A 26,810-nucleotide genomic window follows, 5' to 3' on the forward strand; every position below is an offset into this window, starting at 1 on the left:
CAGACTGCGAGTGATAAGATCCGTAGTCGAAAGGGAAACAGCCCAGACCATCAGCTAAGGTCCCCAAGTGTATGTTAAGTGGAAAAGGATGTGGCGTTGCACAGACAACTAGGATGTTGGCTTAGAAGCAGCCATCATTCAAAGAGTGCGTAATAGCTCACTAGTCGAGTGACGCCGCGCCGAAAATGTAACGGGGCTAAACATACCACCGAAGCTATGGATCCCGTAAGGGATGGTAGGGGAGCGTTCCAAGCAGCAGTGAAGCGGTATCGTGAGGAGCCGTGGAGCGCTTGGAAGTGAGAATGCCGGTGTGAGTAGCGAAAAGAGGGGTGAGAATCCCCTCCGTCGAAAGCCCAAGGTTTCCTGAGGAAGGCTCGTCCGCTCAGGGTTAGTCTGGACCTAAGCCGAGGCCGAAAGGCGTAGGCGATGGACAACAGGTTGATATTCCTGTACCGCCGTACCACCGTTTGAACGATGGGGGGACGCAGAAGGATAAGGTAACCGTGCGACTGGAAGTGCACGGACAAGCAGCGAGGCCGTCGGGTTGGCAAATCCGCCCGACACACAAGGCTGAGCTGTGACGTGGAGCCCGTAGGGCGAAGTACCGGATTTCACGCTGCCAAGAAAAGCCTCTAGTAAGGAGGTCGGCGCCAGTACCGTAAACCGACACAGGTAGGCGAGATGAGAATTCTAAGACGCGCGGGATAACTCTCGTTAAGGAACTCGGCAAAATGGTCCCGTAACTTCGGGAGAAGGGACGCTTATGGCAACATAAGCCGCAGTGAATAGGCCCAAACGACTGTTTAGCAAAAACACAGGTCTCTGCTAAATCGCAAGATGAAGTATAGGGGCTGACGCCTGCCCGGTGCTGGAAGGTTAAGGGGATGTGTCATCGCAAGAGAAGCACTGAACCGAAGCCCCAGTAAACGGCGGCCGTAACTATAACGGTCCTAAGGTAGCGAAATTCCTTGTCGGGTAAGTTCCGACCCGCACGAAAGGCGTAACGATTTGGGCACTGTCTCAACGAGAGACCCGGTGAAATCATAGTACCTGTGAAGATGCAGGTTACCCGCGACAGGACGGAAAGACCCCATGGAGCTTTACTACAGCCTGATATTGAGGCTTTGTACGCGATGTACAGGATAGGTGGGAGTTTGTGAAGCCGGAGCGCCAGCTTCGGTGGAGACACCCTTGGGATACCACCCTTTGCGTATAGAGTCTCTAACTCGCAGCCGTGATCCGGCTGGAGGACCGTGTCAGGTGGGTAGTTTGACTGGGGCGGTCGCCTCCTAAACAGTAACGGAGGCGCCCAAAGGTTCCCTCAGAATGGTTGGAAATCATTCGAAGAGTGCAAAGGCAGAAGGGAGCTTGACTGCGAGACCTACAAGTCGAGCAGGGACGAAAGTCGGGCTTAGTGATCCGGTGGTTCCGCATGGAAGGGCCATCGCTCAACGGATAAAAGCTACCCTGGGGATAACAGGCTGATCTCCCCCAAGAGTCCACATCGACGGGGAGGTTTGGCACCTCGATGTCGGCTCATCGCATCCTGGGGCTGGAGTAGGTCCCAAGGGTTGGGCTGTTCGCCCATTAAAGCGGTACGCGAGCTGGGTTCAGAACGTCGTGAGACAGTTCGGTCCCTATCCGTCGTGGGCGCAGGAAATTTGAGGAGAGCTGTCCTTAGTACGAGAGGACCGGGATGGACGCACCGCTGGTGTACCAGTTGTTCCGCCAGGAGCATCGCTGGGTAGCTACGTGCGGACGGGATAAGTGCTGAAAGCATCTAAGCATGAAGCCCCCTCCGAGATGAGATTTCCCTTTGAGCAATCAAGAAAGACCCCTCAGAGACGATGAGGTAGATAGGTCATGGGTGGAAGCACGGCGACGTGTGGAGCTGAATGATACTAATCGGTCGAGGCTTTGATCTAGTCTAAGGTTTGTATGAATTGATGAGTCTTCAGTTTTGAGAGAACGATCTCTCTTGTCTGGTGGCGATAGCGAAGCGGCCACACCCGTTCCCATGCCGAACACGGAAGTTAAGCGCTTCAGCGCCGAAAGTAGTTGGGGGTCTCCCCCTGTGAGGATAGGACGTTGCCAGGCCAACGCGAAGGACGATCAAGCAGATGCTTGGTCGTTCTTTTTTTTATGAAAGTGTTGACAAACGGGATATATAATGCTAATATAATAATTGTCTAGTGGCGATAGCGAAGTGGTCACACCCGTTCCCATGCCGAACACGGAAGTTAAGTACTTCAGCGCCGAAAGTAGTTGGGGGTCTCCCCCTGTGAGGATAGGACGTTGCTAGGCCAACGCGAAGGACGATCAAGCAGATGCTTGGTCGTCCTTTTTTGTCGTTTCCTTTGAAACTTTTCATCTAATCTTCTCGTATGAAGAGACAGAAGAGGGGGAGTCAAGTATGCAAATCCGTGAAGCGACAGTCTCAGACTACAAGGCGTTCACTGAGGTTTCACGAGCGAGTTTTAAACAAGAGGCAGATCGTCTCCGATTACCATATCGGGACTTAAATATTGAACCACCGGGTTATGATGACCAGGCGATGAGCTTGTATTTGATTGAACAATTGATGTGTTATGTCATCGAACATGAAGGACAAGTCGTCGGGGGAGCCGTCGTGACGTTGACAGGGAAAGATTACGGACGGATTGACCGCATCTTTATTCATCCATACAGACAAGGTAAAGGGATTGGAAAACAGGCACTACAGTCAATCGAGAGGCTTCATCCGACTGTACGAATTTGGGAGTTGGAGACATCAGCAGCCCAACCCCACAATGTGGCATTTTATCGGGCAGTCGGTTACCAATCCGTCTTCGAATCAAGCGAAGAGGTCTGTTTCGTCAAACGAGTAAAGCAACCCGTAGATGAAGCAATCACATTGCGATATGAAGAGCGCTCGATCAAAGGTGCCAAGCGTATGGAATAGATGCGAGTCAAATCGCCATCACGAATAGTAACGTCTCAGAACTACGGGCCAGCAATTGTAATTTCACGAGGAGCCAATTCCGCAATATTAACTTCAGAGAAACCGAGTTCGACGACTTGAATCTTTCCGGCTCACAATATCGATTCGTCACCATGTACGAGTCAGGACGGCCGACGACGTTCTTCCATACAAACCTGACGAACACGATTATGAAAAACTGTCGGCTTGATGGGGTCCAGATCGAGGGTTCATCGATTGACGGCTTAACGATTGATGGGGTACACGTCAAAGACCTGTTAGAACATTATCGAAAAGAAACTGGAGGAATGAAACGTTATGAGTGATCTCTACCAAACCCAACACGACTTACAACAACAGATGGCAGAACGGGACCGACTCGCCCGGAAATTAAAAACACTCGACAAGCAAATTGCCGAACATGAAGCTGTGCGAAAGCAACTTCTCAATTCGTTTACGAAAGAACAACGCGATGTCTATGACTTAGATTCATTCTCGCTCGTCAACGCATGGCGTAAACTCAGGGGAACATTCAACGAACAAAAAACGATTGAATTAGAAGAGGCGGCCCGGGCCGAATTGAAGTTACGAGAACACGAGGCAATGGTCGATGAGTTAGGGCTTGAACGTCGTGATTTATATGAAACCTTTGAGACGTATAACGGGATTGACGCAGAGTGGGAAGCGTTCGTAAAAGAGAAAGAAGCTCACTTGAAGCAGGATCCTGAAGTTAAGGAAACACTATATCGGCTCACGAAGCAGCAAGTGGAAACGAATGAGGTGCTCATTGAGTATAAAGAAGCCATTAGTGCTGGACATACAGCGCGGACTGCCATTTCAAGAACACTGAAACATCTCGACAGTGCAAAAGGCTGGTCGACGTATGATACGTTCTTTGGAGGGGGTTTGATTGCGACAGCGATGAAACATGATGCCATCGATGCCTCGGAGCGGAAGATGCATGAACTTCAAGCCGCACTTGAGCGATTCTCGCGGGAGTTGGCTGATGTGAAAGGCGTCGTCAGCGGATTACAGATTGAACGCGGATCACTGATCCAGTTCGCTGACTATTTCCTCGACGATATTTTCTCGGAATGGACGATGCATGGACGAATCAACGATTCACTGGATAAAGTGAACGGGCTCGATCGAGAAATCGCTAAACTGATCGAGAAAATGACAAGAGAAGTCGAACGTTTGGAGCGACAACTCAAAGAAATAGAAGCGAAACGAAAACAGCTCATCCTTACGCGGTGAGCTGTTTGGTCATTCTGGTCGTTTCAACCAATGGCGTAACCCTTTCCCGGCATGGGGACCTGCCGTGTAACGCGGGATGACATGCAAGTGCGCGTGGGGCACGGTCTGGTTTGAAGCAATTCCGACGTTCCAACCAAGCGTATAGCCGTCAGGGCTATACGTCTCTTCGAGGAACACCTTCGCTTCGTGGAGCAGTCTGTATGTATCATGCCATTCGAAGGCGTGAGATCGAACGTCGTCGCTCGGTGTTGTTTCGGTACGATGATGCCTGAACCGACGAGCACGTCCTGTTCACGATCATGCATTAAAAAGTAGCAGGTCTCGCTCTCGGCAACGATTCGTTGTGATGGATCAAGCTGTGGATGACAAAATGGACAAGTGGACATCGGGATTGGTACACTTCCTTTCTATATGAAGTGTACCAAAAGGGGGATTCAAATGAATGATTTGATCGATTATATCGTCGACGAAGTCGGGCAAGAAAGACATACGGTCATCGGGATTTCGGGACACGGAGGTGCCGGCAAGACGACGTTCGCTGATGCTTTACGCGCGCGTCTTGGGGACGTGAACTATATCAATACCGACCCTTACATCACGGATTCGATGTTACGGAAGAGTGCTATAATCGACTATACGGTCGACGGTCAAACGCATCACTACAAGATGACGGCCTGTCATCCTTCCGCGCATCACTTGCTGTCACTCGAGCGTGATGTCCGGATGGTACGAGAAGGCATCGGCTTTTATACGATCGACGTCCCGTATCTCGAACGGACTTGGATCGATCCAGCAAAACGAGTCACCATCATCGAAGGGATGAGTGTCGCCTTCCTCGAACCTCACTATTTCGATGTATCGGTCTATTTGTATACGGATAGCGAGACTGAGTTCGCCCGTCGTTCTGTTCGGGACATCCAAGAGCGTGGGATGGACCTGGGCTACTTGAAAACCTCGCACGACGAGCGTCGGTTTCAATACGAACTGTTCATGCATCCGCATCGTGAGAAGTTCCAGACGGTCGTCTCGACAAGCGATAATGTTTGGACGATTGAGCGGAGCCCACAAAAAAACCGCTCATCATGAGCGGTGGCTGCGTAACGTTTCTTGGATCCCGATCCCGAGCCGATCTTGTTCGCGCTCGAGTTGGTCCCACGTGAGCGAGCGATGGCGCAACGTGACGTCGTTCGCAATCGACTCAAGTGTGCGTTGCTTCTCGATGTTGTCGAGCCAGTAATAGACGTCGACCCCATCCTCATCGATGCGCCAGAACGATTTGACGACTTCGAACTCGTCGGCCCAGTCGCCGACCGGCTTAAACCCATACTTCTCGACGAATGGATACGGCCGTTCTTCTCCGAGCGGGTCGATGACGTTGCGGACGAACATGAGCTCGAGGCCTGCATGTTCGGTCGCCTCTAACAAGCGTTTCAAAGCGGGGAGCGGTTCGACTTCGACATTCTCGACAACATCGAACCAAACCCGTTTGCCGTCCGTGTCCCAGACGGTCGCTTCCACACTATACGGAGCGCCCGCTGTCGACGGGGCATACATCGTTAAATCAAACGTGAACGGGATATGCTCTTCAGCACCTGGTTCGAGGACGACCGATAGAGGGATTGGGACTTCTTGAAGATCGGCCTCGCGGTTGAACTCATTTCCTTCGAGCGTGATGTCTTTGAAAGTCGTCAAAAAGTTAAGCGTCAACTCCTGCAGTCGCACGACATGTGAAGTGGTGTTCGACACGCGTAACGTTCCATGGACGGTTTCGTTCGGGAGAAACGGTACGGTGTGAAAATAGACGGATGCATCCAGTTCGGAAAAGAACCATTTTTTAAAGCGATTACCCCATTTCGACATGACGGTCGCGCCCCTTTTCTCTAGTAAGTTACACTCCTTATCATGTTCCCGATTCCAATTCTCAAAAAACATTTAGAAAAAGGTTGCATTTTATAACTACTTCACTTATTATAGAGGATGTCGAAACAATTCAAACCATCGCGGGGTGGAGCAGTCTGGTAGCTCGTCGGGCTCATAACCCGAAGGTCGTCGGTTCAAATCCGGCCCCCGCAACCAATTTTTATTTAATTTCATATGTCGTCGCGGGGTGGAGCAGTCTGGTAGCTCGTCGGGCTCATAACCCGAAGGTCGTTGGTTCAAATCCAGCCCCCGCAACCAATTTTTTAAATGAGATAGCGAAACGATGACGTTTCGTGTTTTTTTTTGCGCAAAATTGAGTGTACAATGAGTACGTATCGCTAGAACCACTAAAGGAGAAACATCATGTATACATTGATTACCCATTCTGCGGCCGAAACGCAGGCGGTGGCAGAAAAACTCGCCACGCTCGTCAAAGCCGGAACGGTCATAACGTTGGACGGCGACCTCGGTGCCGGCAAGACGACGTTCACCCAAGGCTTTGGTAAAGGCCTCGGCGTCACGCGTAACGTCAACAGCCCGACGTTCACCATCATGAAACAATACCAAGGGCGCTTGCCGCTCTATCATATGGACGTCTATCGTCTCGAAGACACGGGGGACGATATTGGCCTCGAGGAATACATCAACGGTGATGGTGTCGCCATCGTCGAATGGTCGAACTTGATCGAGTCGTCACTTCCGACGGAACGGCTCGCCATCACAATCGAGCGAGTCGGGGACGAGGAACGTCAGTTGACGTTCGCGCCCGTCGGCGACACGTATGATGCACTCGTGAAGGAGGTGCTCGCATGAAACAACTCATGATTGACACGTCGACGACACGTCTGTCTGTCGCCTTGAGTGAGCACGGACAGATTCAAGCCGAGGCGACGGTCATGGTCTCGAAAAACCATGCCGTCACGCTCATGCCGATGATCGAACAATTGATGAACGCGGTCAAATGGACACCGACCGAACTCGAACGCATCGTCGTGACGACAGGTCCAGGGTCTTATACGGGGATTCGCATCGGTGTCACGACAGCGAAGACGCTCGCCTACACGCTTCAGATCCCGCTCGTCGGGGTCTCGGCGCTCCGTCTTATGGCGGCGGCCCCGAACACGGAGCTCCCAGTCGTCGCGCTCATCGACGCCCGTCGAGGGAATGCCTATATCGGGCATTATCAACAGAACGAGGCCGTCACACCCGACCGTCACGCCTCGGTCGCCGCTTGGCTCGAAGCCAATATCAGCGGACCATTCGTCGTCGTCGGCGACGTGGAGCCGTTCCGTGACGCACTCGCGTCTTACGACTATACCGAAGCACCGGCCGCGCATAGTTACGGCCGTGCGAGCGATCTCGTCGCCTTAGGTGAGGCCACGAATGATGTCCATGCGTTTGAGCCCGAGTATCTTCGTCTCGCTGAGGCGGAAGCGAAATGGCTCGAGGGACAAAACAATGGCTGATATTAAAATCCGGCGCATGACATGGCTCGACGTCGAAGAAGTGACCAAAGTCGAGGAGGCCTCGTTCGCTATTCCGTGGACGAAAGAAGCGTTCATGAACGAGATGCTCCGCAATGACCAAGCGATCTATTTCGTCGCTGTGCATGAACGACGCGTGGTCGGCTTCGTCGGGGTTTGGCAAATCGTAGACGAGGGGCACATCACGAACATCGCCGTCTTACCGGAATATCGTGGGCAAGGCATCGGCAATCTGCTGTTGACGCAACTCGTTGAATTTGCCCGCTCGAAGTCACTCGTGGCGCTCACGCTCGAAGTGCGCGTCTCGAACATCGGCGCCCAAAAGCTGTACGAACAGTTCGGTTTCGAAAATGCCGGACGCCGGAAACGATATTATCAAGACAATAATGAAGACGCCTATATTTACTGGGCGAAGTTAGGAAGTGAAACAGATGGACACATCGCTCATCCTCGCGATTGAGTCGAGTTGTGATGAGACGTCGGTCGCGCTCGTGCGTGACGGTAAGACGCTTTTATCGAACGTCGTCTCGTCGCAGATTGAAAGTCATAAACGGTTTGGCGGGGTTGTGCCCGAGGTCGCCTCGCGCCACCACGTCGAACGGATCACCTACGTCATCGATGACGCCCTCAGTGAAGCGGGTGTGACGATGCAAGACGTCGACGCCGTCGCGGTCACGCAAGGACCAGGTCTTGTCGGGGCACTCCTCGTCGGAATCAGTGCGGCCAAAGCGCTCGCTTTCGCCCATAGCAAACCGCTCATCGGCGTGCATCATATCGCCGGACACATCTATGCGAACGAACTCGTCGAAGAGATGGAGTTCCCGCTCGTCTGTCTCGTCGTCTCGGGCGGACACACGGAGCTCGTCTATATGCCCGAGCACGGTGTGTTCGAAGTCATTGGGGAGACACGTGACGATGCAGCCGGAGAAGCATATGACAAAGTCGCACGGACGCTCAGTCTTCCTTACCCAGGTGGACCTGCCATCGACCGTCTCGCAGCCGATGGGGAAGACACGTACAAGTTCCCACGGGTTCGGCTTGAAGCGGGAAGTTTCGATTTCAGCTTCAGCGGGCTCAAGTCGTCGGTCATCAACGCCGTCCACAACGCTGAACAGCGCGGGGAGACGGTCATCCCTGAAAACTTGGCGGCCAGTTTCCAAGCGAGTGTCGTCGAAGTGCTCGTCGAGAAAGCGATTCGTGCCGTGAAAGAAAAAGGAGCGAAGCAATTGCTCGTCGCAGGTGGCGTCGCAGCCAACCGTGGACTCCGCGCTGCACTCAAAGAAGCGACGGACCGCGAAGGCATCCGCCTCGTCATCCCACCACTTGATCTATGCGGAGACAACGCCGGTATGATTGGAGTCGCGGCACATCACGCGTATGTGCGCGGAAAGCGCGATACACTGGCGATGAATGCGGTTCCTGGGTTATCCTTAGAAGAGAGCATGACAGTCTAGGGGGAAATATACAGATGATGAAACGCATAATCATTGGAGGTCTCGTCGTACTGCTCGTCGTCGCGACGTTTTTGCAAGTACGGGAAATCATCCGCGCTTATAATATCGCCTATCAAGAAGAAATCGTGCCGGAAGCGACACGCGTCCGGTCGCTCACGGGAGCGGAATCGCTCGAAGGCATCGGCCGGGTTACGGGTGAGAACACGCTCGTCGAGACGTTGTACGGCTATAAGAGCTTAGACGATCAAGACATCGAAAGCGTCATCGTCGTCGACCGCAACCTCGGCATTCAACCGAAAGCGAGCGATGCGTATTATCAAATCGCACCGGGACGAGAAGCGACCGAAGAAGAGGCGGCGAAGTTCGAGGACATTGTCAACGAGTTTGACGAAGAGCAACTGTTCGCCCAAGTCATCTCGACGCATGAGGCAAAATATGTGACGAACGACGAAGAGGCGCTCACATTCTACAAAGTGTTCGTCCGTGACGTCGATACGAACGAGTACGTCTTCTTCATCACGGAAGACGGCATCAAGCTTGACTTCCACACGCGCGGGTTCCAACCGCTGCGTTATTTCTAAACGTAAAACAGGGAAGCTGACCTCCATCATGGAGAGCGGCTTCCCTGTTTTTATACTTCTGGATGATGTTTCTTTTGTTTATACCACATATTCACTCGGCTCACGACATAGACGATCAAAGCGAGCACCCACATGAGGAGCGTCGACTGATAGAAGTGGCCCCATACCGAGCCGGGCGTGTAAAAGCTGTGCACGGTCACATCGACCGGCCAGACGACGAGGCGGATAAAGAGCGTGCTCATGAGTAGACCGCTCAACAAGCTGATGACAATCCCGCTCCACGTCTGGATGATGAAGCCGATGACGACCGGCAGGAAATAAAACAGGAACGACGGGACGACGGTCGGTTCCCCACGAATCAGTTCGGATACGTACTCCGTCCCGGTCGGCACGATGTAGGCGAGACCAGTCAGGAAGGCGTGCATCCACTCGATTCGCATCGCACGGAATCGCATCATGAATGGAGCTCCTCCCATTCTGCATACAGTGCCGTGATCGATTCTTTCGTCGCATCGGACTCGGTCGACAGTTCCTGTGCCCGAGCGAAGTCGTTGAAGACGTCCGGTTCACACAACAGTTGCTCAATCTCTTCGAGACGGGCCTCGTGTTGCTCGATGGTGAGCTCGATCTCCTCGATCCGTTGTTTCATCCGGCGTTCCTCGCGTTGCTGTTCCTTGTCGGCGCGCTGTTTCTTGACGATGACTTGTTTCGTCTCTTCACGAGCGAGTCGGGCCAGTTCTTCGAGTTCTTCTTTCTTCTCGACGTAATACGAGTAATCGCCGAGGTATTCGTCGATGCCGTTCGGTGTGATCTCCAAGACGCGCGTCGCGAGCCGGTCGATGAAGTAGCGGTCGTGCGACACGAACAAGATCGTGCCCGGGTAGTCGACGAGGGCGTTCTCGAGGATCATCTTCGAGTCGAGGTCCAAGTGGTTCGTCGGCTCATCCAAGATGAGCAAGTTCGGCTGTTCGAGCTTCAGTTTCGCGAGCGTCAAGCGGGCCCGCTCTCCACCCGACAGTTCATGGACGCGCTTCATCACGTCGTCACCGCTGAACAGGAACTGACCGAGCAGGCTGCGGACTTCTTGTTCGCGCATGAGCGGCCAGTCGTTCCAAATCTCGTCGATGACGCGGTTGGCGTCCGACAAGTTCTGTTGCTCCTGATCGTAATAGCCGATCTCGACGCCGGTACCGTAGCGGATGTCACCGGTGAGCGCCGGCTGTTGTTTCGTCAACACTTTCAAAAGCGTCGACTTACCGACCCCGTTCGGACCGACGAGAGCGACCGATTCACCGCGCTGCAGTTGGAAGCGGAGATGCTGGGCGATCGGTTCCTCATAACCGATGGCGAGGTCGCTGCCGCTCAACACGTCGTTCCCGCTTTGGCGTTTGATTGCGAACGAGAGGACGGCACTGCGCTCGTCACCGTCCGGCGCTTCCATCCGGTCGACTTTCTCGAGACGTTTGCGGACGCTCTGGGCCCGCTTCGTCGTCGTCGCCCGGGCGATGTTACGCTGGATGAAGTCCTGCATCTTGGCGATTTCTTCTTGCTGGGACTCGAACTGCTTCTTCTCTTGCTCATAGATCGCGGCCTTCTGTTCAAGGTACTTCGTGTAGTTGCCGACGAAGCGACGGCTCCGGTGGCGAGACAGCTCATAGACGACCGAGACGACCCGGTCGAGGAAATAACGGTCGTGGGAGACGATGAGGACGGCGCCTTTATAACCGCTCAAATACTTCTCGAGCCAGCCGAGCGTCTCGATGTCCAAATGGTTCGTCGGCTCATCCAAGATGAGCAGGTCTGGACTTTGAAGGAGCATCTTCGCGAGGGCGAGGCGGGTCCGTTGTCCGCCGGAGAGCGTATCGATGCGGCGCTCGAAGTCGTCCGGATAGAAACGCATCCCGTGAAGGACGGAGCGTATCGTCGCCTCGTATTGATAGCCGCCGCGGTCTTTGAACGTATGCTGTTCTTCATCATAAGACGACAGCAGGCGCTCATAGGCGGCCGGGTCGTTCAAGATGCGCTCAGATCCCATGTCTTGTTCCATGCGACGGAGCGTTTTTTCCTGTTCAATTAAATCGGTGAAGACGGTGAGCATCTCGTTCCAAATCGTCTCGTTCGATTCAAGTCCTGAATCTTGGGCGAGATAGCCGATTGTCACATCTTTTGGCTTCATGATGTCGCCTGAGTCATAGTTATATTCCCCGGCGATGACTTTGAGCAGTGTCGACTTGCCGGCGCCATTCCGGCCGACGAGGGCGACGCGTTCGCCTTCTTGGATTTCGAGTTTGACGTTCTCTAAAATCGGCTCGACGCCGAATGATTTCGATAAGTTATTGACTTGCAGTAGGATCAAGTGAAAAAACCCCTTTCTCTCTATTTAGTATACTGTATTTTTTAGTCTTTTCAGGTATATTCGTTGAGTGGTTATGTGAATTCGTTTACAATCAAGGTGTATGAAATTAGATTCGTTTGAAACGCGTCGTAAAAAGGAGGCTCTTTCCGTTGAGTCAAAACGAACCAAAGATTCCGCAAGCGACAGCCAAACGGTTGCCACTATACTATCGGTTTATCCAAAGCCTGCATTCATCAGGAAAACAGCGTGTCTCTTCTGCTGAACTGAGTGAGGCGGTCAAGGTCGATTCGGCCACGATCCGTCGCGATTTCTCGTACTTCGGTGCGCTCGGTAAAAAGGGATATGGCTATAACGTACAGTATCTGTTAGACTTTTTCCGTAAGACACTGAATCAGGACGAGATTACGAACGTCGCCTTGGTCGGGGTTGGTCATCTCGGGACAGCTTTCGTCAACTATAACTTCCTTAAAAACAATAACACACATATCGTCGTCGGGTTCGACGCAGACGAGACAAAAGTCGGCACGACGATGTCCGGTGTCCCGATTCATCACGTCGATGAGATGGAACAGATTATGAAGCAAAACAAGATTGACGTCGCGATTTTGACGGTGCCGTCTGCCTATGCACAGCCTGTCGCGGATGACTTGGTCCGCTTCGGCATCAAAGGCATCTTGAACTTTACACCGGCCAGGCTTACTGTGCCGGATACGGTCCGCGTCCATCATATCGACTTGTCGATCGAACTCCAGTCGCTCATTTACTTTATGCAACACTATCCATCTGCTGAGGGGGTCCATCAATAATGGAATTACTATTATCGTCACTCGTCGTCGGTATTCCAGGCGGAGCAAGTCTGTTTGTCATCGCGATTATCGCGCTCATCATCTTCGGGCCGAAGAAATTGCCTGAGTTCGGCCGTGCCGCCGGACAGACGCTCCGTGAGTTCAAAAACGCCACGAGTGGCATGATGAACGAGCATGACGAGAAAGACAAGAAAGAAATTGAGAAGAAAGAGCAGTAAGCGATGAGCCATCAACCTGATCAAGAACGGGCACTGTCCGACCACTTGACAGAGCTGCGGAGACGACTGATGCTGTCGGCATTTGTCGTCTTTGCCTTCTTTTTGATTGCTTTGCCGAGTGTCAAATATGTGCTCGCCTATCTCCAGGCCGACCTCGTCGAACGAGGCCTTGAATTGAACGCCTTTGGGGTCGCGGACCCGCTCATGATTTACTTGAACTTGGCGCTCGTCATCGGGCTCGTCGCGGCTGGTCCGTTTCTACTGTATCAACTGTGGGCGTTTGTCGCACCTGGTCTGCATCCGAACGAACGGAAAGCGACGCTCGCTTATATTCCGATCATCTTTATCTTGTTCCTCGTCGGTTTGGCGTTTGCCTACTATTGGTTGTTCCCGCTCGTCCTCGATATCTCGACGGACCTCGGGCAAGACCTTGGTCTGACGCAAATCATCGGGGCGTCGAACTACTTCACGTTCTTGCTGCAACTGACCATCCCATTCGGACTGTTATTCCAGTTACCGGTCGTGACGATGTTCTTGACGCGCATCGGTGTCGTGACGCCGTACTTCCTGTCATCGATTCGGAAGTACGCCTACTTCGCCTTGTTCGTTGTCGCGGCCTTCATCACGCCGCCGGATTTGACGTCGCACCTCATGGTGTCGCTGCCGCTCTTCTTCTTGTATGAGATCAGTTTATCGATTTCCCGCATCACGTACCGGGGCGTGCTCCGTCGTGAGAAAGAGGCGATGGTGAAAGAACAAGTCGATTTGATGAAACAAATGAATGAGAAGTAAACACCATGTCATGCGACGTGGTGTTTTTTTGATTTTAGGGCTATTCAATTTTGAAAAAACAACTTAAAATTAGGAGGGTTAAATCAAAAAATGGATTATTTTTGAAAGTTATACATTCATAAACAGAAATGAGGAGACTGATGAAGAAGTGGTTATGGAGCATGCTCGTGGTGCTCGTCATGATGGTAGCACCGGGAGTTGAAGTCCGAGCAGAGGACTATGCCAAACCGGAAATCATTCCGGCTGGAGAAGTCGTAGGAAACGGCGAATATGTGTGGCGTTCGGGAGATCCGGAGACGCTAGTTCACATTGAGACCGGTGAAGAATATACGTTACCGATTCGCGTGTCTGCTGCTTATAATATGTATGCCATCGGAGACGGCCGATTTATGTTAAAAGGATGGCCGGAATGGGTGATGTGGGATATACGTACGAATGAAGCGAAGACATTCCCAATCGAAGCAGGAAGTGAGAATCGACTCGTCTCAACGAATGTAACAACAGGAATGATGTTATGGGCTGATGACGAAAAGTATATCATCACATCGACGTCAGGTGATATTCTCGGATCGCTCACGAAAGACAGCGATCCGGTATACAGTCTGCTCGATGACGGGAACGTCCTCGCGTTCGCCGACGGTCAAGTGACGAAGCGGACGGTGACAGGAGAGGTGCTTGAGACAATCAGTTCCTATTCAGGACAGGTGAGGTGGGCCCGTCACATGAAAGAAGCGAATCAATGGTTCGTGATCAAAAGTGATGACTCGGAGCACATGTTTATTTTCGATTTGGCGACGAAACGATGGATTGAGAAAGAGGCGCCAAACATAAGTAATCTTACGTGGAAAGACGGCACCTATTACTTCATGACGCGAGAAATGTATACGACATTCTATGTCAGTTATAACGTCAGCACGAATGAGTGGAAAGAGGCACCGATTGATGATGCTGACATTCGACAACACGGTCCTTGGTACGTCTTTGGTATGAAGAAGACGGAAGTGTACACGCCGGAGTCTTTATGGAAAGCACCATGGCAACTGAATGTCAATGTGCCGAAAACGACGAATCGCTATGAGGTAGGTCGTCCATATGACGTCAACGGAACTGCCACGCTCGTCGATGGTACGGCCTTACCGATTCCAGCGACTGAGCTGACGGCACGTTTAGCCTATCAAGACGACCCGTTCGTTTGGGAGCAAGGGAAACTGACGCTACAGACGAATGAATCGTATGACATGATTTTTAAGTGGAACGATTTTGAGCGCCGGTTAGACTTATGGGCATCGAACTATGTGCCACTCACACTCGACCCGCCAACCGGTGTCTTAGGTCCGATTAGCGGGAAGACGACACCGAACACGCCGGTGTTTGTCAGTGTGACAAAAAACTTGTATCAATCGAACTCATCGGATTCATTGTTGAACTATCAATCGGCGACGGTCCAATCGGATGAGTCGGGGCGCTATACGTGGCAACCGGCGCGGTGGTTCACACCTGGATCGCGTGTGACTGTGAAAATCGGTAGTGGGTCAGGTGTTTACGCCGATCCGATTGAACTTCAGACGGTCAAAGAAAGTGACGATACTTCATCAAATGGTATCTCGGTTCTGACGAAAACGGTCACTTCAGGTGTCACATTGAAAACGACGCCGAACGCCGCAGTGGATGTGTTGATTCGCAGTGGGAAATACTACGAAATTTCGAATGAGCAGGCAGATGAAGACGGACTCATTTCGATTAAAGAGTTTAATACGATGCCTGTAGACATCGGAACAAAAGTCTACTTCAAATTAAAAGAAGCACCCGCTTCAGCGTTCCGGCTCACAACCGTGGAGACAAGAGTGGAACCGCCTGTCTTTTCGTGGACTCGGACACCGTTAATGTATGACAAATCCATCAACATCACATCGAGTACCGATCAGGCTTATCGCATCTATCGAAACGGGACGCATGTGGCGACAACACGCGTCATGCCGTACACGTTCGATACCCCATTGAAAGAAGGGGATGTCATTCTCGTCACACGTTCGAGCGGCGATGCGACGTATGAACTCACAAAGACGGTCCGTGCGTTCACTCCGACGCTCAGTGTGACGGACACGTTGATGACAAAGACACAAGCGACACTCTCAATCAAAAAGACGAGCACGGCGACAGTGCGCTTCTATGTAAATGACAAACTCGTCTCGGCCAAACGCCTATCGACGACACGTTACACCGTCCCCGCCAAACCGGGGGATCGTGTTCGCGTCAAAGCATCGGTCGGCTCGAAATCGCGTGACGTCTCGATTCAGTTGCCGAAAACGTCGCTGTCGACGCTCTCGATTAATGATGAGAAGTCACTCTGGGTCGGGTACGTGATCCCGAATAGCACGGTCACGTTGAAAAAAGGGTCGACGGTGCTCGCCACAGCAAAAGCGAGTAGCACCGGACGTGTGACGCTCCGCTTCACGCGGCAACCGGTCAATGCGACGCTCTCGTTGACGAGCCAAAGCGGGACGTTCCGACATGTGCAGACGGTGAAGGTGACGACTGGACCGACACCGACGCTCGTGACGACGATTCCATCAAGCACATCGAAGACACTGAAGGTGACATCGAACGTCGGGTACGGCACATTGACGCTCACGCGGGGGTCGACGGTGCTCGCGAAGAAGACGGTGACGTCGACGTCGACAACGCTCAGTTTCACCCCACAAAAGAAAGGAACGAAATTGACACTCCGTCTCGTGACGCCAAAAGGCCGAAGCGTGACGAAGACGATTTATGTTCGTTAACTGAGAAGCCATTCGCGATGATGCGGATGGCTTTTTTTAGAGATGGGGAACAGGGGGAGGACGTGATACGATGGAGCCAATCGAACATAGGTCAGGGGGAGAAGCGATGGCTTGGGAGTACTATGGGGATGAACTCATCATCATCGGCGTGTTGACGACAATTTTGTTGATTGCCGTGCTAAACTTTTTGAAATCGCGATTCAAGCGGAGACTCGTCTTCTCGTTAACGTTGCTTCTCGTGGGATACGTATCGTGTATCATCGGACTCGTCTTCGTCCGCGGTTGGGACGCGCTGGGCTGGATTTTGATCGGCATTAGTCTGTATGTGATCGGTCTCCTCACTTATATCGGCGTCGTTATCTATCACTGGGTCAAAGGGCGACGCACCACAAACTCATAAGTGAACCGTTCCGGTTGCGGGACGGTTTTTTTGTTGTCACACATGGAGTTCAAACTTTAGACATAATTACGTGAAAAAGTGAGCAAAGGGATTGTCAAACCTTCTTGTGAAATAGTACACTAAGTTCAGAAAGTAAATGTGATATTTATCACAAACACTAACTTGCCTAACACTCAAAGGAGAGACAACCATATGAAAATCGCAGTCATCGGATGTACACACGCAGGAACAGCAGCAGTCAAAGGATTACTCGCCAAGCACGACAATCTCGACATCACGGTGTATGAACGCAACGACAACGTCAGCTTTCTCTCATGTGGGATCGCCCTCCACGTCGGCGGTGTCGTCAAACGTGCGGAAGAGCTCTTCTACGCGTCACCGACCGAACTCGAAGAACTCGGCGCGACGATGCGCATGAAGCACGACGTGTTGAACATCGACACGGAAGCGAAGACGGTCCTTGCGAAAAACCTCGACACGGGAGAAGACGTCTATGACACGTTCGACCGTTTGATCGTCACAACTGGTTCATGGCCGATCGTCCCGACGCTCCCTGGCATCGAGATGACTGGGATTGAGCTCTGCAAAAACTATGGCCACGCCCAACGCATCATCGAGCGGGCGAAAGATGCGACGAACATCGCCGTCATCGGTGCCGGCTATATCGGTGTCGAGCTCGTCGAAGCGTTCGAAGTGTACGGCAAACACGTCACGTTCATCGATAGTGCCGACCGCATCTTGAACAAGTACCTCGACAAGTCGTTCACGGATCAACTTGAAGCGGACATGACGTCACGCGGCATCGACCTCGAGCTCGGCCAGACGGTCGAAGCGTTCCGCGGGACAGATGGAAACGTCACGCACGTCGTGACCGATAAAGGTGAGTTCGAGGCCGACCTCGTCATCCTCTGTGTCGGCTTCCGCCCGAACACGGGACTCCTTCAAGGCCAAGTCGACATGCTCGGCAACGGCGCCATCATCGTCGACGAGTATATGCGCACGAGCAACCCGGACGTCTTCGCGGCTGGTGACAGCTGTGCCGTCTATTACAACCCGGCGCGCACACATGCCTACATCCCGCTCGCGACGAACGCCGTCCGCATGGGAACGCTCGTCGCTGAGAACTTGATTGCACCGCGTGTCCGTTATCAAGGGACGCAAGGAACGTCAGGTCTTCGCCTGTATGATTGGAATATCGCCTCGTCAGGTCTCACAGAAGAAGCGGCCGCCTTGTTCGGCCTCGACGTCGAGAGTGTCGTGATTGAAGATGCGTACCGTCCGGAGTTCATGCCGACGGCTGAACCGGTTCAGTTCAAACTCGTCTATGAAGTCGGCACGCATCGCGTCGTCGGTGGACAAGTCCTCTCAAAAGCGGACATGACGCAAGCGGTCAACACGTTGTCGCTCGCCATCCAAAACGAGATGACGGTCGAAGAGCTCGCCTATGTCGACTTCTTCTTCCAACCTCACTACAACAAGCCATGGCACTTCATCAACAGCGGGGCGCTCGCGGCGATGAAAGACAAAGTCAACGCATAAAAAAACTCGGGAGCCGCGGCTTCCGAGTTTTTTATAGATAGCGTGGAGCGTCCTTCATCGAGTTGGCGAGGATCATATAGATGAGAAAGTTCCCCGGTACGATCAGGAAGAGCAGACGAACGCCGAGCGGGGACAAGTCAAAGTATTCAGCGATGCCGCCGCAGACACCGAAGAGTGAGCGGTTCGTGGCAGATTTGCGAAGCGGACGGGACATAAGCGTGGCTCCTATCTCAGTTGTGATATGAAAATTTTACCATATAAACCTACTGGAAATGTATAGGTTCCACAGGTTTTTTTTCGTCTGAAGCCGGGGAAGGGGTAAGAGAAAGCTGATGTGTCACCTGGTCCTGTCAAAGGAGGAGCCAATATGGCCAAGAAGGAAAAACAACCGTACCATATCGTCACGTTCACGTTTCCAGAGGAGTCGATCTCGTATCAAGCATTCAGCAAGTTGAAAAAGTACCACGCCGAAGGACTCGTCGGGTTCGAACAACTCGTCGTCATCAAGCGTGAGGACAACGGTGCCTTCTCGTTCGAGGATGCCGTTCAACTGACGCCGACGAACAAGTCGACGAAAGGTGCCTTGATCGGGATGGCCGTCGGGATTCTCGGCGGACCGTTCGGGATTCTATTCGGCACGCTCACGGGAGGACTCATCGGAGGAACGAAAGATTTGAAACACGTCCAGAGTATTCAAGAGACGTTCAAGCGGACGGTCGGGAATATCGAGCCCGGACAGACCGGGGTGATGGCAATCGGGGAAGAGTTCGATCACTCGGTGCTCGATGGACTGGCGGCTGAACTTGGCGGCACGGTGACACGGACAGACGAAGAACTGTGAAGGGGAGTCGGACTACATGAAGATTGGTATTTTAGGGGCCGGGAAAGTCGGACGGACGCTCGGACGCAAGTTCGAAGATGTCGGCTATGAAGTGTTGTATGGGACGCGCTCGGAGCGCGAGGGGACGCTGTCGCTCCAGGAAGTAGCATCGAATGCGCAAATCCTCTTATTGACGACACCGTTCGCGGCGGCCGTCGATTTGATTCAATCGCTCCGGGACTTGGACGACAAAATTGTCATCGATGTGACGAATCCGATTGCCAAAGAGTTCGATTCCATCGAGCGGCCGGAAGGGAAATCAGGGGCCGAGCATCTGCAGGAACTTGCGCCGCACGTCCGCATCGTCAAGGCGTTCAATCAGACCGGTGTCGAGAACTTGGAGAACCCGAACATGTCGATGATGTTCATCGCCGGAGACGAGCAAGAGTCGGTTCGAGCCGTCCAAGACCTTGCCTCGAAGATTGGTTTCGACGCCCATACGCTCCGTCATTTGAAGCTGGCGCGTGAGCTCGAATCACTCGCCTGGCTATGGATTCATTATGCGACGAAAGAACGGAAACACCGGAACTTTGCCTTCTATTTGAAAGAGAATAGCTTCTAACAGAAAAGACGGTCACGCGTTGGCGTGACCGTCTGGTCGTTAAAAGGCAGCTTGACGCTTAGAGCGAGTCTTCAACGACTCGATTGTCTCGCGTTCGATGGCTTCGACTTCGCGTTGTTGCCAGCCTGGCATGAGGAACGCGTCGACGAGCGCCCAAATGCCGGCGACGAACAGCCCGATAAAACCAATCAATACAACCGTAAGGACGATTGAACCGACCGTGAGAGCAAGCATCGCGAGGGCGCTACCGGTTTTCTTGAAGTAGAAGCGGTGAGCACCAAATCCGCCGAGGAAAAACCAAAGCAAGTACGCGACGACGAGATTGCGTTTCTTTTTCTCGACTTCGCTGTTGACGAGGAGCATTTCCTCCGTCGATAAATCGGTACGTGAATAATTCATGATAGGATGTGCCTTCTTTCCGAGAATTGATATAATGAATGCAGACTTTATTGTACCGGGAAACGGATGAATTCCCATGATTTTCTATTTATTTTTTTGGAAGTGAGGAATGAACCAATGGGTTTTGCGATTGTGACGTTCATCGTCGCGTTTATTCACGTCATCGCGGGAGCGGTCGTGTTACATAAATATCCGCAATATAAGTCGATCGCCATCAGTGTGATCGTACTCGGTTTCTTATATGGTGTGTTGACGGTCGGGTTTATTGTGTTATGAAAAAATCACCAACGATGCTACGTATTCGGGGGAAGTTCTCGAATCAAGATGTATTAAAACTAGGGACGGGCGTTATGCTCGGGTTTGTCGTATTGGAGCTGCTGCTCGGGGACGTGCCTCAAAGTACTTTGATGTCGTTCGCGTTCGTCCTCTATTACTGGCGCCGTGACGTGGCGTATGCACAAGGTGACGCGAGAGGGAAGGCCATCGGGGAACAGGCAAGTACGTTCACGCTTCGCGTCGTGATTGTCCTCTTGATGATCGGCTTCTTCATCTCGTTCCGTGTCGAGACACTCGACCATTCCTTGCGTGCTCTCATGCATTACGGGTTGGCACTCATCTTCGGGTTAAAGGGCTTTGGTCTCTGGTTTTTTCAAGACCTCGAACCTTCTACCGAACGTCACGCATAACATAGCGGGAAGACCTGGCCGACGCGATATTTTTGTTTGTATTCTTGAGCTTATTTAATGCAGACTAGCTAACGATAACGATGCTACTATGGCATCGATTTCATCCACGCGTTGAAAGGAATGTACATGATGAATGAGTGTCAAGACTTCGAGACCGGTCAGGTGAAAGCCTGACCGGTCTTTGGTTGAAGTTCCTCGATAACGTGAATAGGACAAAGAGTGCTGTTATTGTCTGCATTGGAATGGAAGGAGTCTTGTTATGTGTACAGCAATCACGTACGCTCCGCACGCCCACTACTTCGGCAGAAACTTAGACTTGAACGTGTCCTATCACGAACAAGTGACGATCACGCCCCGACACTATCCGTTCAACTTCAGACGGATGGGCGAGAATGCGAACCATTACGCGATGATCGGGATGGCGACCGTCGTGGAAGACTATCCACTCTATTACGAGGCGACGAACGAGAAAGGGCTCAGCATGGCGGGGTTGAACTTCCCGGGGAATGCCGTGTTCAAGCCAAAAGTCGACGGACGAGACAACGTCTCCCCGTTCGAGTTCATCCCGTGGATCCTCGGCCAGTGCGCGACAATCGAGGAAGTGAAAGAGCGACTGGCGACGATTCATCTGATCAATCTCAATTTTAGCGACGCGCTCCCGCTTCACCCGCTACACTGGATGATCGCCGACGAGGATACTTCGATTGTTGTAGAGCCGATGACGGACGGGTTGCGCGTGTACGACAATCCAGTCGGCGTCTTGACGAATAATCCATCTTTTGAATACCAGCTGTTCAATCTGAACGATTATCGCCACGTCTCGACGAAACTGCCGGCTAATACGTTCGCGCCGACATTGAACCTCGATGCCTATTGTCTCGGATTAGGCGGGCAAGGCTTGCCGGGTGATTTATCGTCGACATCACGATTCGTCCGGGCAACGTTCGCTACATTTAACTCGGTCTGCGAACCGACCGAGGCGTCCGCGGTCGGGCAATTTTTCAAGCTGTTGGATACGGTGATGCAAACACGTGGCTTGAACGAGGCCGAGGACGGGACGTATGAGTACACCATCTATTCCTCGTGCTGTAACGTCGATGATGGTATCTATTACTATCGGACGTATGACAACAACCAAATCACGGCCGTGTCACTGTTCCATGAACCGTTAGACAGTGAGCAATTGATTACGTATCCTCTACAACACCACCAACAGATTCATTATGAGAATTGAGAACAGCCCTCTTCGTGTGAAGAGGGCTGTGTTTCATAGTGTGTCGTTATAAAGCGGGGCCTCATCATTCGTGCTGATGACTTTCAAATGACGCTCGTCTTTCACGTAGACGCTCTTATAGGCGACACGTTCACCTGCATAGAACAAGATGACACGGTTGCCGTCGTTGTCCGTCTCGACTTTCGGTTCATACTGTGCGATCTCAATCGTCTCTTCGAGCACGCCATACTCGTCGTATGTAGACAGGTCGTCTTGGTTGGAGCAGGCGACGAGAAACAGGGAAGCGACCATCGCGAGAACTGCTTTCTTCATCATATCTCTCCTTATTTGATAGTTAACCTATCAAATATAACGCAGATTGATATCTTTTTCAAAAACGAATGAAACTTTGATCATCTTTCTTCGTATAGATTGAACAGAGGAGGGGACAGGATGAGCGGACGTAACATGGCAATAGCGGTGAGTATTGGCTTAGTGGCGGCAGCCGTTCTATTCGGTGTGTCTTCGCATCTATTGTTTCTCATCGCGAGTGTGTTATTTTATCGGTGGCACCGACGAATGGCCGGACAGTATCCGACCTCGACGCGAGAGCGCCTGTTTTGGCGTTCGAGCGAGAAGACGTGGCTCGTCACCATCATCATATTCATTGTCATCTTCGTAATCGGGTTTGGTGCGCCGCGCCTGACGCAATCGACACAACAGCTCGCACTGACAGCGCTGACGTACTTGTTTGCGACGAAAGGACTGTTCTTGATGAATGAGATACATACGTATGAGCGAGCAATGGAACAGGATGAGAGATAAGGCATCTGGTTGTGACAAAGACGAGATGACAGAACGGGGACGACAAAAAGCTGACGCGGACATTCGATGCGGTTGACCCATCGGCAAATCGAGCGCGAGGTGAATGAAGGCCACTATCGTGAGGAGGGATTTGATGAGGAAAAAACTATTGATTACATTTCTGCTGTTTAACCCAATCGTGTTTGTATTCGGGTGGTGGAATGATGAGTTCATCATGATCACATGGGCAGCGTTCGGTGGTGTGGTGCATACATACTATCATGACCAACTCGAACGGTTCGACGCCGAGACGGTCAAATCGCTGAAACGGACGGTCGATTCGAAGTTGGTATCGTCGCTCTCATTCACAACGATATTCGTATTTTGTGTTGTCATTTGGTTCTTTGATGAGACGACCGTTCCGTTACTTGATACGCTGTACGTCATCGTTGGATTGGTGATGGTGCAGCGGGGGCTGTTGCTTCGACGTGCCATACTCGATGAAACGATTGATACGACAAATATTGTGTACATGAAGAAAAGCCCGAGCTCTTAAGCCCGGGCTTTCGTTATGCCGATTTATCGTTGTTTTCTTTTTTCGCTTTTCGAGCGAGGGTCAAAATCTGATACACCTTGAAGAAGTCATACGCGGCTACGGCGATGATGAAGTACGTCCAGAAGCTGAAACCGTACTCCTGCACCGAGTAGTAGGCGAGGACGGTGAACAGAATCCCGAATGAGAGACTGAACAAAAACATAACTTTTAAGTGTCGCGGCATCAATGCCACCTCATTTCTACATTAAGAATAATACGACCATGACGAGCGCGTTGTTGAACGCGTGAATCGCGATCGGCACGATCAAGCGACGCGTCTTGGCATAAGCGACTGTGAAGGCGAAGCTCATCGCCACGTAAACGAGAATCTTGTTGTCACCGTGGATGAGCGCGAATAAGAGCGAGCTGACCGCGAACGCGATCCAGAACCCGAAGCGGGCGCTCAAGTTGCCGAACAAGATATGACGGAACAGAATCTCTTCCATAATCGGTCCGAGCAAGACGACCGAGAGCGTCATGACCGGGACGAGACGGACGATGTCCGCGATTTGCTCGGTGTTTTGAGATCCCATGACGTCACCTGAAATCCACGTCTCGATCAAGTTGGCGACGATGACGAGCCCGTACTGCATGAGGATCCCAAGCCCGATCCATTTGACCGTGTCGTTCAAGTTCGACTGAATTCCTTGCTGTTTATACAGCTTCAAGTCGGGCCAGAGTAAGAAGACCGAGATGATGATCGTCAAGCTGAACCCGATGGCGAACCAGAGCCCGGTCGACGTTGGCGTGATCCATTCCGGACGCACACCGCTAATCAATACCGGAAAGAATTGAACAAACGCGTATAGCAGAATCGGGATGATATGCCGAATCCGAATGTTAGGCGCCATCGAAAAACGGGTATTTATCGATTGGTTTGAGTTTAGTGTAGCCAATTCAACACGTCCTTATTCCTAAGAGTCAACGTTCCTTTTGACCATTGTATCAAATAAGGTCTCTTGACCGCGAGTGGGAGCATTTTTTCGATGTTCCCGCTTGCATTTTCAGGCGTCTCATACTACACTAATCAATGTTAGCACTCCTTTTTGATGAGTGCTAAAACTTACGATTCAACGATACATCATTCATATTCGGAGGAGGTTTTTTCTATGTTAAAACCACTAGGCGATCGCGTCATCATCGAAGTCGTGGAGAAAGAAGAAAAGACGATCGGAGGCATCGTGCTTCCTGACACGGCGAAAGAAAAGCCGCAACAAGGACGCGTCCTCGCAGTCGGTACAGGCCGCGTCACGGACCAAGGTGAGCGGATCGCGCTCGACGTCAAAGAAAATGATTTGGTCATCTACTCGAAATACGCGGGTACCGAAGTGAAGCATGAAGGCAAAGAATACTTAATCGTTCGAGAGAGCGACATTCTCGCAATCGTAGGCTAAGACTCACCATTCTTCAAAAACTTTTCTAGGGGGAAATGAACAATGGCAAAAGAAATCAAATTCTCAGAAGACGCACGTCACGCGATGCTTCGCGGTGTCGACGCACTCGCTGACGCGGTAAAAGTCACAATCGGACCGAAAGGACGCAACGTCGTTCTCGAGAAGAAGTTCGGCTCACCGCTCATCACGAATGACGGCGTGACAATCGCGAAAGAAATCGAACTCGAAGACCACTTCGAAAACATGGGCGCGAAGCTCGTTGCTGAAGTCGCGTCGAAGACGAACGAAGTCGCAGGGGACGGTACGACGACAGCGACAGTCCTCGCACAAGCGATGATTCGTGAAGGTTTGAAAAACGTGACAGCGGGCGCGAACCCGATGATCCTTCGTAAAGGAATCGACAAAGCGGTTCGTCGTTCACTTGAAGAGCTCAAGCTCATCTCGAAACCGATCGAGTCGAAAGAAGCGATCGCCCAAGTCGCGGCCATCTCGGCAGCGGACGAAGAAGTCGGCGAGTTGATCGCGGAAGCGATGGAACGCGTCGGTAACGACGGCGTCATCACGATTGAAGAATCACGCGGTTTCACGACAGAACTCGACGTCGTCGAAGGGATGCAGTTCGACCGTGGCTACTTGTCACCATACATGATCTCAGACTCAGACAAGATGGAAGCGGTGCTCGACAACCCGTTCATCTTGATCACGGATAAGAAGATCTCGAACATCCAAGAAATCATCCCAGTGCTCGAGCAAGTCGTGCAACAAGGGAAACCGATCCTCATCGTTGCGGAAGACATCGAAGGCGATGCGCTCGCGACACTCGTCTTGAACAAACTCCGTGGTACGTTCAACGCGGTCGCGGTCAAGGCACCAGGCTTCGGCGATCGTCGTAAAGCGATGCTCGAAGACCTCGCGACGCTCACAGGCGGTCAAGTCATCACAGAAGACCTCGGCCTCGAGCTCAAGTCGGCATCACTCCAACAGCTCGGACGCGCATCGAAAGTCGTCGTCACGAAAGACACGACAACGATTGTCGAAGGTGCTGGAGACGAAGCAACGATCAAAGCACGCGTTCAAACGATTCGCAACCAAATCGAAGAGACATCATCTGACTTCGACCGTGAGAAACTCCAAGAGCGTCTCGCGAAACTCGCAGGCGGCGTAGCCGTCGTCAAAGTCGGCGCAGCGACAGAGACAGAGCTCAAAGAACGTAAGCTCCGCATCGAAGACGCGCTCAACGCGACACGCGCAGCCGTCGAAGAAGGCATCGTCGCAGGTGGTGGTACGGCGTTCATCAACGTCATCCCAGCCGTTCGCGCGTTGCTCGCAGAAGTGACAGCGGATGAAGCGACAGGTGTGAAACTCGTCCTCCGTGCCCTCGAAGCACCGGTCCGTCAAATCGCGGAAAATGCGGGTGAAGAAGGTTCGGTCATCGTCGAGAAGCTTAAGAACGAGTCGGTCGGCATCGGCTACAACGCCGCGACTGGCGAGTACGTAGACATGATCGCACACGGTATCGTCGATCCGGCGAAAGTGACGCGCTCAGCGCTTCAAAACGCAGCATCCGTCTCAGCCATGTTCCTCACGACAGAAGCGGTCATCGCAGACAAGCCAGAACCAGCAGGCGCTGGCGGCGGCATGCCTGACATGGGCGGCATGGGTGGAATGGGCGGAATGATGTAAGTCCATTCTTCAAAATTAAAAGGGAGAAACTCGAGTTATAGAGTTTCT

Annotated in this window: 32 protein-coding genes, 2 tRNA genes, 3 rRNA genes and 1 pseudogene (1 of these 38 only partly in view); 29 read left to right on the forward strand and 9 right to left on the reverse strand. The window is 52.1% G+C overall.

The window, feature by feature from the left end; genetic code table 11:
• The 6 genes from AC13H5_RS01945 to AC13H5_RS01970 all read left to right on the forward strand — a co-directional run.
• Positions 1–1,925, forward strand: a 23S ribosomal RNA gene (locus AC13H5_RS01945); it begins 989 nt to the left of the window's first position.
• A 56-nt stretch (positions 1,926–1,981) separates the two neighbouring features.
• A 5S ribosomal RNA gene (rrf, locus tag AC13H5_RS01950) occupies positions 1,982–2,097 on the forward strand.
• Between the two features lie 91 nt (positions 2,098–2,188).
• Positions 2,189–2,304, forward strand: a 5S ribosomal RNA gene (gene rrf, locus AC13H5_RS01955).
• Positions 2,305–2,413: 109 nt separating this feature from the next.
• Positions 2,414–2,941, forward strand: coding sequence for a GNAT family N-acetyltransferase (locus tag AC13H5_RS01960; RefSeq protein WP_214797760.1), 528 nt, complete (start codon positions 2,414–2,416; stop codon positions 2,939–2,941).
• 17 nt (positions 2,942–2,958) lie between these two features.
• Complete coding sequence (locus AC13H5_RS01965) at positions 2,959–3,285, forward strand: pentapeptide repeat-containing protein (protein WP_353048655.1); 327 nt, start codon at positions 2,959–2,961, stop codon at positions 3,283–3,285.
• Positions 3,278–4,216: a coiled-coil domain-containing protein gene (locus AC13H5_RS01970; RefSeq protein ID WP_034781392.1), complete on the forward strand. Its 939-nt coding sequence runs from the start codon at positions 3,278–3,280 to the stop codon at positions 4,214–4,216. Before AC13H5_RS01965 ends, AC13H5_RS01970 begins: the two co-directional genes overlap by 8 nt.
• 9 nt (positions 4,217–4,225) lie before the next feature.
• On the opposite strand, the pseudogene AC13H5_RS01975 reads toward AC13H5_RS01970, so the two are convergent.
• Positions 4,226–4,602, reverse strand: a pseudogene (locus AC13H5_RS01975) (HIT family protein).
• A gap of 52 nt (positions 4,603–4,654) precedes the next feature.
• Here AC13H5_RS01975 and AC13H5_RS01980 point away from each other — a divergent pair.
• Positions 4,655–5,302, forward strand: a complete 648-nt coding sequence (locus tag AC13H5_RS01980) for a uridine kinase family protein (protein WP_214754684.1) — start codon at positions 4,655–4,657, stop codon at positions 5,300–5,302.
• Here the strand turns inward: AC13H5_RS01980 and AC13H5_RS01985 are convergent.
• Positions 5,297–6,076, reverse strand: a complete 780-nt coding sequence (locus AC13H5_RS01985) for a sporulation protein (RefSeq protein WP_214754682.1) — start codon at positions 6,074–6,076, stop codon at positions 5,297–5,299. The two genes, AC13H5_RS01980 and AC13H5_RS01985, sit on opposite strands and share 6 nt — an antisense overlap.
• Positions 6,077–6,215: 139 nt before the next feature.
• Between AC13H5_RS01985 and AC13H5_RS01990 the strand changes: the two genes are divergently transcribed.
• From AC13H5_RS01990 to AC13H5_RS02020, 7 genes are all read left to right on the forward strand, one after another.
• Positions 6,216–6,292 (forward strand) — tRNA-Met (locus tag AC13H5_RS01990).
• A 25-nt stretch (positions 6,293–6,317) separates the two neighbouring features.
• A tRNA-Met gene (locus tag AC13H5_RS01995) sits at positions 6,318–6,394 on the forward strand.
• 105 nt (positions 6,395–6,499) lie between these two features.
• Positions 6,500–6,949: a tRNA (adenosine(37)-N6)-threonylcarbamoyltransferase complex ATPase subunit type 1 TsaE gene (gene tsaE / locus AC13H5_RS02000; RefSeq protein ID WP_034781401.1), complete on the forward strand. Its 450-nt coding sequence runs from the start codon at positions 6,500–6,502 to the stop codon at positions 6,947–6,949.
• Complete coding sequence (gene tsaB, locus AC13H5_RS02005; protein ID WP_214754678.1) at positions 6,946–7,602, forward strand: tRNA (adenosine(37)-N6)-threonylcarbamoyltransferase complex dimerization subunit type 1 TsaB; 657 nt, start codon at positions 6,946–6,948, stop codon at positions 7,600–7,602. The genes tsaE and tsaB overlap by 4 nt, the downstream gene beginning before the upstream one ends.
• Complete coding sequence (gene rimI, locus AC13H5_RS02010) at positions 7,595–8,080, forward strand: ribosomal protein S18-alanine N-acetyltransferase (protein WP_483546202.1); 486 nt, start codon at positions 7,595–7,597, stop codon at positions 8,078–8,080. Before tsaB ends, rimI begins: the two co-directional genes overlap by 8 nt.
• Positions 8,052–9,074 (forward strand): tRNA (adenosine(37)-N6)-threonylcarbamoyltransferase complex transferase subunit TsaD, encoded by a 1,023-nt coding sequence (gene tsaD, locus AC13H5_RS02015; RefSeq protein WP_034781406.1) that lies wholly within the window; start codon positions 8,052–8,054, stop codon positions 9,072–9,074. Before rimI ends, tsaD begins: the two co-directional genes overlap by 29 nt.
• A gap of 14 nt (positions 9,075–9,088) precedes the next feature.
• Entirely contained in the window at positions 9,089–9,655 is a 567-nt protein-coding gene (locus AC13H5_RS02020; protein WP_214754676.1) for a hypothetical protein, read from the forward strand.
• Positions 9,656–9,705: 50 nt separating this feature from the next.
• On the opposite strand, the gene AC13H5_RS02025 is transcribed toward AC13H5_RS02020, so the two are convergent.
• Together AC13H5_RS02025 and AC13H5_RS02030 are read right to left on the reverse strand one after the other, a co-directional pair.
• Positions 9,706–10,113, reverse strand: coding sequence for a hypothetical protein (locus AC13H5_RS02025; RefSeq protein ID WP_034781408.1), 408 nt, complete (start codon positions 10,111–10,113; stop codon positions 9,706–9,708).
• On the reverse strand, positions 10,110–12,011 hold the full coding sequence (locus tag AC13H5_RS02030) for an ABC-F family ATP-binding cassette domain-containing protein (protein WP_483546203.1): 1,902 nt from the start codon (positions 12,009–12,011) through the stop codon (positions 10,110–10,112). The genes AC13H5_RS02025 and AC13H5_RS02030 overlap by 4 nt, the downstream gene beginning before the upstream one ends.
• A 149-nt stretch (positions 12,012–12,160) precedes the next feature.
• Between AC13H5_RS02030 and AC13H5_RS02035 the strand changes: the two genes are divergently transcribed.
• The 6 genes from AC13H5_RS02035 (at position 12,161) to AC13H5_RS02060 (ending at position 18,546) form a co-directional block, all read left to right on the forward strand.
• A complete protein-coding gene (locus AC13H5_RS02035) occupies positions 12,161–12,817 on the forward strand; it encodes a redox-sensing transcriptional repressor Rex (RefSeq protein WP_029596207.1) in 657 nt (218 codons plus the stop codon).
• Entirely contained in the window at positions 12,817–13,035 is a 219-nt protein-coding gene (locus AC13H5_RS02040) for a twin-arginine translocase TatA/TatE family subunit (protein WP_034781411.1), read from the forward strand. The genes AC13H5_RS02035 and AC13H5_RS02040 overlap by 1 nt, the downstream gene beginning before the upstream one ends.
• 3 nt (positions 13,036–13,038) lie before the next feature.
• Positions 13,039–13,827, forward strand: coding sequence for a twin-arginine translocase subunit TatC (gene tatC / locus AC13H5_RS02045; RefSeq protein WP_215192894.1), 789 nt, complete (start codon positions 13,039–13,041; stop codon positions 13,825–13,827).
• Positions 13,828–13,967: 140 nt separating this feature from the next.
• The gene (locus AC13H5_RS02050) at positions 13,968–16,607 is read left to right on the forward strand and encodes a hypothetical protein (protein WP_483546204.1); all 2,640 of its coding nucleotides are present in this window, start codon (positions 13,968–13,970) and stop codon (positions 16,605–16,607) included.
• A 106-nt stretch (positions 16,608–16,713) separates the two neighbouring features.
• Positions 16,714–17,007, forward strand: coding sequence for a YesK family protein (locus AC13H5_RS02055; protein WP_214824363.1), 294 nt, complete (start codon positions 16,714–16,716; stop codon positions 17,005–17,007).
• A 192-nt stretch (positions 17,008–17,199) separates the two neighbouring features.
• A complete protein-coding gene (locus tag AC13H5_RS02060) occupies positions 17,200–18,546 on the forward strand; it encodes an FAD-dependent oxidoreductase (RefSeq protein ID WP_215192897.1) in 1,347 nt (448 codons plus the stop codon).
• 31 nt (positions 18,547–18,577) lie between these two features.
• Here AC13H5_RS02060 and AC13H5_RS02065 read toward each other — a convergent pair whose 3' ends face one another.
• Entirely contained in the window at positions 18,578–18,760 is a 183-nt protein-coding gene (locus tag AC13H5_RS02065; protein WP_214824369.1) for a PspC domain-containing protein, read from the reverse strand.
• Positions 18,761–18,913: 153 nt separating this feature from the next.
• Between AC13H5_RS02065 and AC13H5_RS02070 the strand changes: the two genes are divergently transcribed.
• A complete protein-coding gene (locus AC13H5_RS02070; protein ID WP_034781420.1) occupies positions 18,914–19,387 on the forward strand; it encodes a hypothetical protein in 474 nt (157 codons plus the stop codon).
• A gap of 16 nt (positions 19,388–19,403) precedes the next feature.
• On the forward strand, positions 19,404–19,988 hold the full coding sequence (locus AC13H5_RS02075) for an NADPH-dependent F420 reductase (protein WP_276689976.1): 585 nt from the start codon (positions 19,404–19,406) through the stop codon (positions 19,986–19,988).
• Positions 19,989–20,027: 39 nt separating this feature from the next.
• On the opposite strand, the gene AC13H5_RS02080 is transcribed toward AC13H5_RS02075, so the two are convergent.
• Positions 20,028–20,387 (reverse strand): TM2 domain-containing protein, encoded by a 360-nt coding sequence (locus AC13H5_RS02080; RefSeq protein WP_483546205.1) that lies wholly within the window; start codon positions 20,385–20,387, stop codon positions 20,028–20,030.
• A gap of 117 nt (positions 20,388–20,504) precedes the next feature.
• Between AC13H5_RS02080 and AC13H5_RS02085 the strand changes: the two genes are divergently transcribed.
• From AC13H5_RS02085 to bsh, 3 genes are all read left to right on the forward strand, one after another.
• Positions 20,505–20,663 carry a hypothetical protein gene (locus tag AC13H5_RS02085; RefSeq protein ID WP_029596201.1) on the forward strand — a complete coding sequence of 53 codons (159 nt, stop codon included), beginning with the start codon at positions 20,505–20,507 and terminating at the stop codon, positions 20,661–20,663.
• The gene (locus tag AC13H5_RS02090) at positions 20,660–21,073 is read left to right on the forward strand and encodes a hypothetical protein (RefSeq protein WP_029596200.1); all 414 of its coding nucleotides are present in this window, start codon (positions 20,660–20,662) and stop codon (positions 21,071–21,073) included. The genes AC13H5_RS02085 and AC13H5_RS02090 overlap by 4 nt, the downstream gene beginning before the upstream one ends.
• A gap of 259 nt (positions 21,074–21,332) precedes the next feature.
• Positions 21,333–22,307 carry a choloylglycine hydrolase gene (gene bsh, locus AC13H5_RS02095; protein WP_483546206.1) on the forward strand — a complete coding sequence of 325 codons (975 nt, stop codon included), beginning with the start codon at positions 21,333–21,335 and terminating at the stop codon, positions 22,305–22,307.
• 33 nt (positions 22,308–22,340) lie between these two features.
• Here the strand turns inward: bsh and AC13H5_RS02100 are convergent, their stop codons facing one another.
• Positions 22,341–22,619: a hypothetical protein gene (locus AC13H5_RS02100; protein WP_470295352.1), complete on the reverse strand. Its 279-nt coding sequence runs from the start codon at positions 22,617–22,619 to the stop codon at positions 22,341–22,343.
• 120 nt (positions 22,620–22,739) lie between these two features.
• Between AC13H5_RS02100 and AC13H5_RS02105 the strand changes: the two genes are divergently transcribed.
• Both AC13H5_RS02105 and AC13H5_RS02110 read left to right on the forward strand, forming a co-directional pair.
• Positions 22,740–23,111: a hypothetical protein gene (locus tag AC13H5_RS02105; RefSeq protein ID WP_483546207.1), complete on the forward strand. Its 372-nt coding sequence runs from the start codon at positions 22,740–22,742 to the stop codon at positions 23,109–23,111.
• Positions 23,112–23,244: 133 nt separating this feature from the next.
• The gene (locus tag AC13H5_RS02110) at positions 23,245–23,646 is read left to right on the forward strand and encodes a hypothetical protein (RefSeq protein ID WP_483546208.1); all 402 of its coding nucleotides are present in this window, start codon (positions 23,245–23,247) and stop codon (positions 23,644–23,646) included.
• A 13-nt stretch (positions 23,647–23,659) separates the two neighbouring features.
• Here the strand turns inward: AC13H5_RS02110 and AC13H5_RS02115 are convergent, their stop codons facing one another.
• Both AC13H5_RS02115 and AC13H5_RS02120 read right to left on the reverse strand, forming a co-directional pair.
• Positions 23,660–23,869 carry a YdiK family protein gene (locus tag AC13H5_RS02115; RefSeq protein ID WP_131472784.1) on the reverse strand — a complete coding sequence of 70 codons (210 nt, stop codon included), beginning with the start codon at positions 23,867–23,869 and terminating at the stop codon, positions 23,660–23,662.
• Between the two features lie 16 nt (positions 23,870–23,885).
• Positions 23,886–24,581 carry a CPBP family intramembrane glutamic endopeptidase gene (locus AC13H5_RS02120; protein ID WP_251128373.1) on the reverse strand — a complete coding sequence of 232 codons (696 nt, stop codon included), beginning with the start codon at positions 24,579–24,581 and terminating at the stop codon, positions 23,886–23,888.
• 213 nt (positions 24,582–24,794) lie between these two features.
• Between AC13H5_RS02120 and groES the strand changes: the two genes are divergently transcribed.
• Together groES and groL are read left to right on the forward strand one after the other, a co-directional pair.
• Positions 24,795–25,079 carry a co-chaperone GroES gene (gene groES / locus AC13H5_RS02125; RefSeq protein ID WP_021065365.1) on the forward strand — a complete coding sequence of 95 codons (285 nt, stop codon included), beginning with the start codon at positions 24,795–24,797 and terminating at the stop codon, positions 25,077–25,079.
• A 42-nt stretch (positions 25,080–25,121) separates the two neighbouring features.
• Positions 25,122–26,762 (forward strand): chaperonin GroEL, encoded by a 1,641-nt coding sequence (gene groL, locus AC13H5_RS02130; RefSeq protein ID WP_021065364.1) that lies wholly within the window; start codon positions 25,122–25,124, stop codon positions 26,760–26,762.
• Positions 26,763–26,810: the final 48 nt, after the last annotated feature.

The organism is Exiguobacterium sp. FD-YE-25-4, from assembly GCF_057004685.1.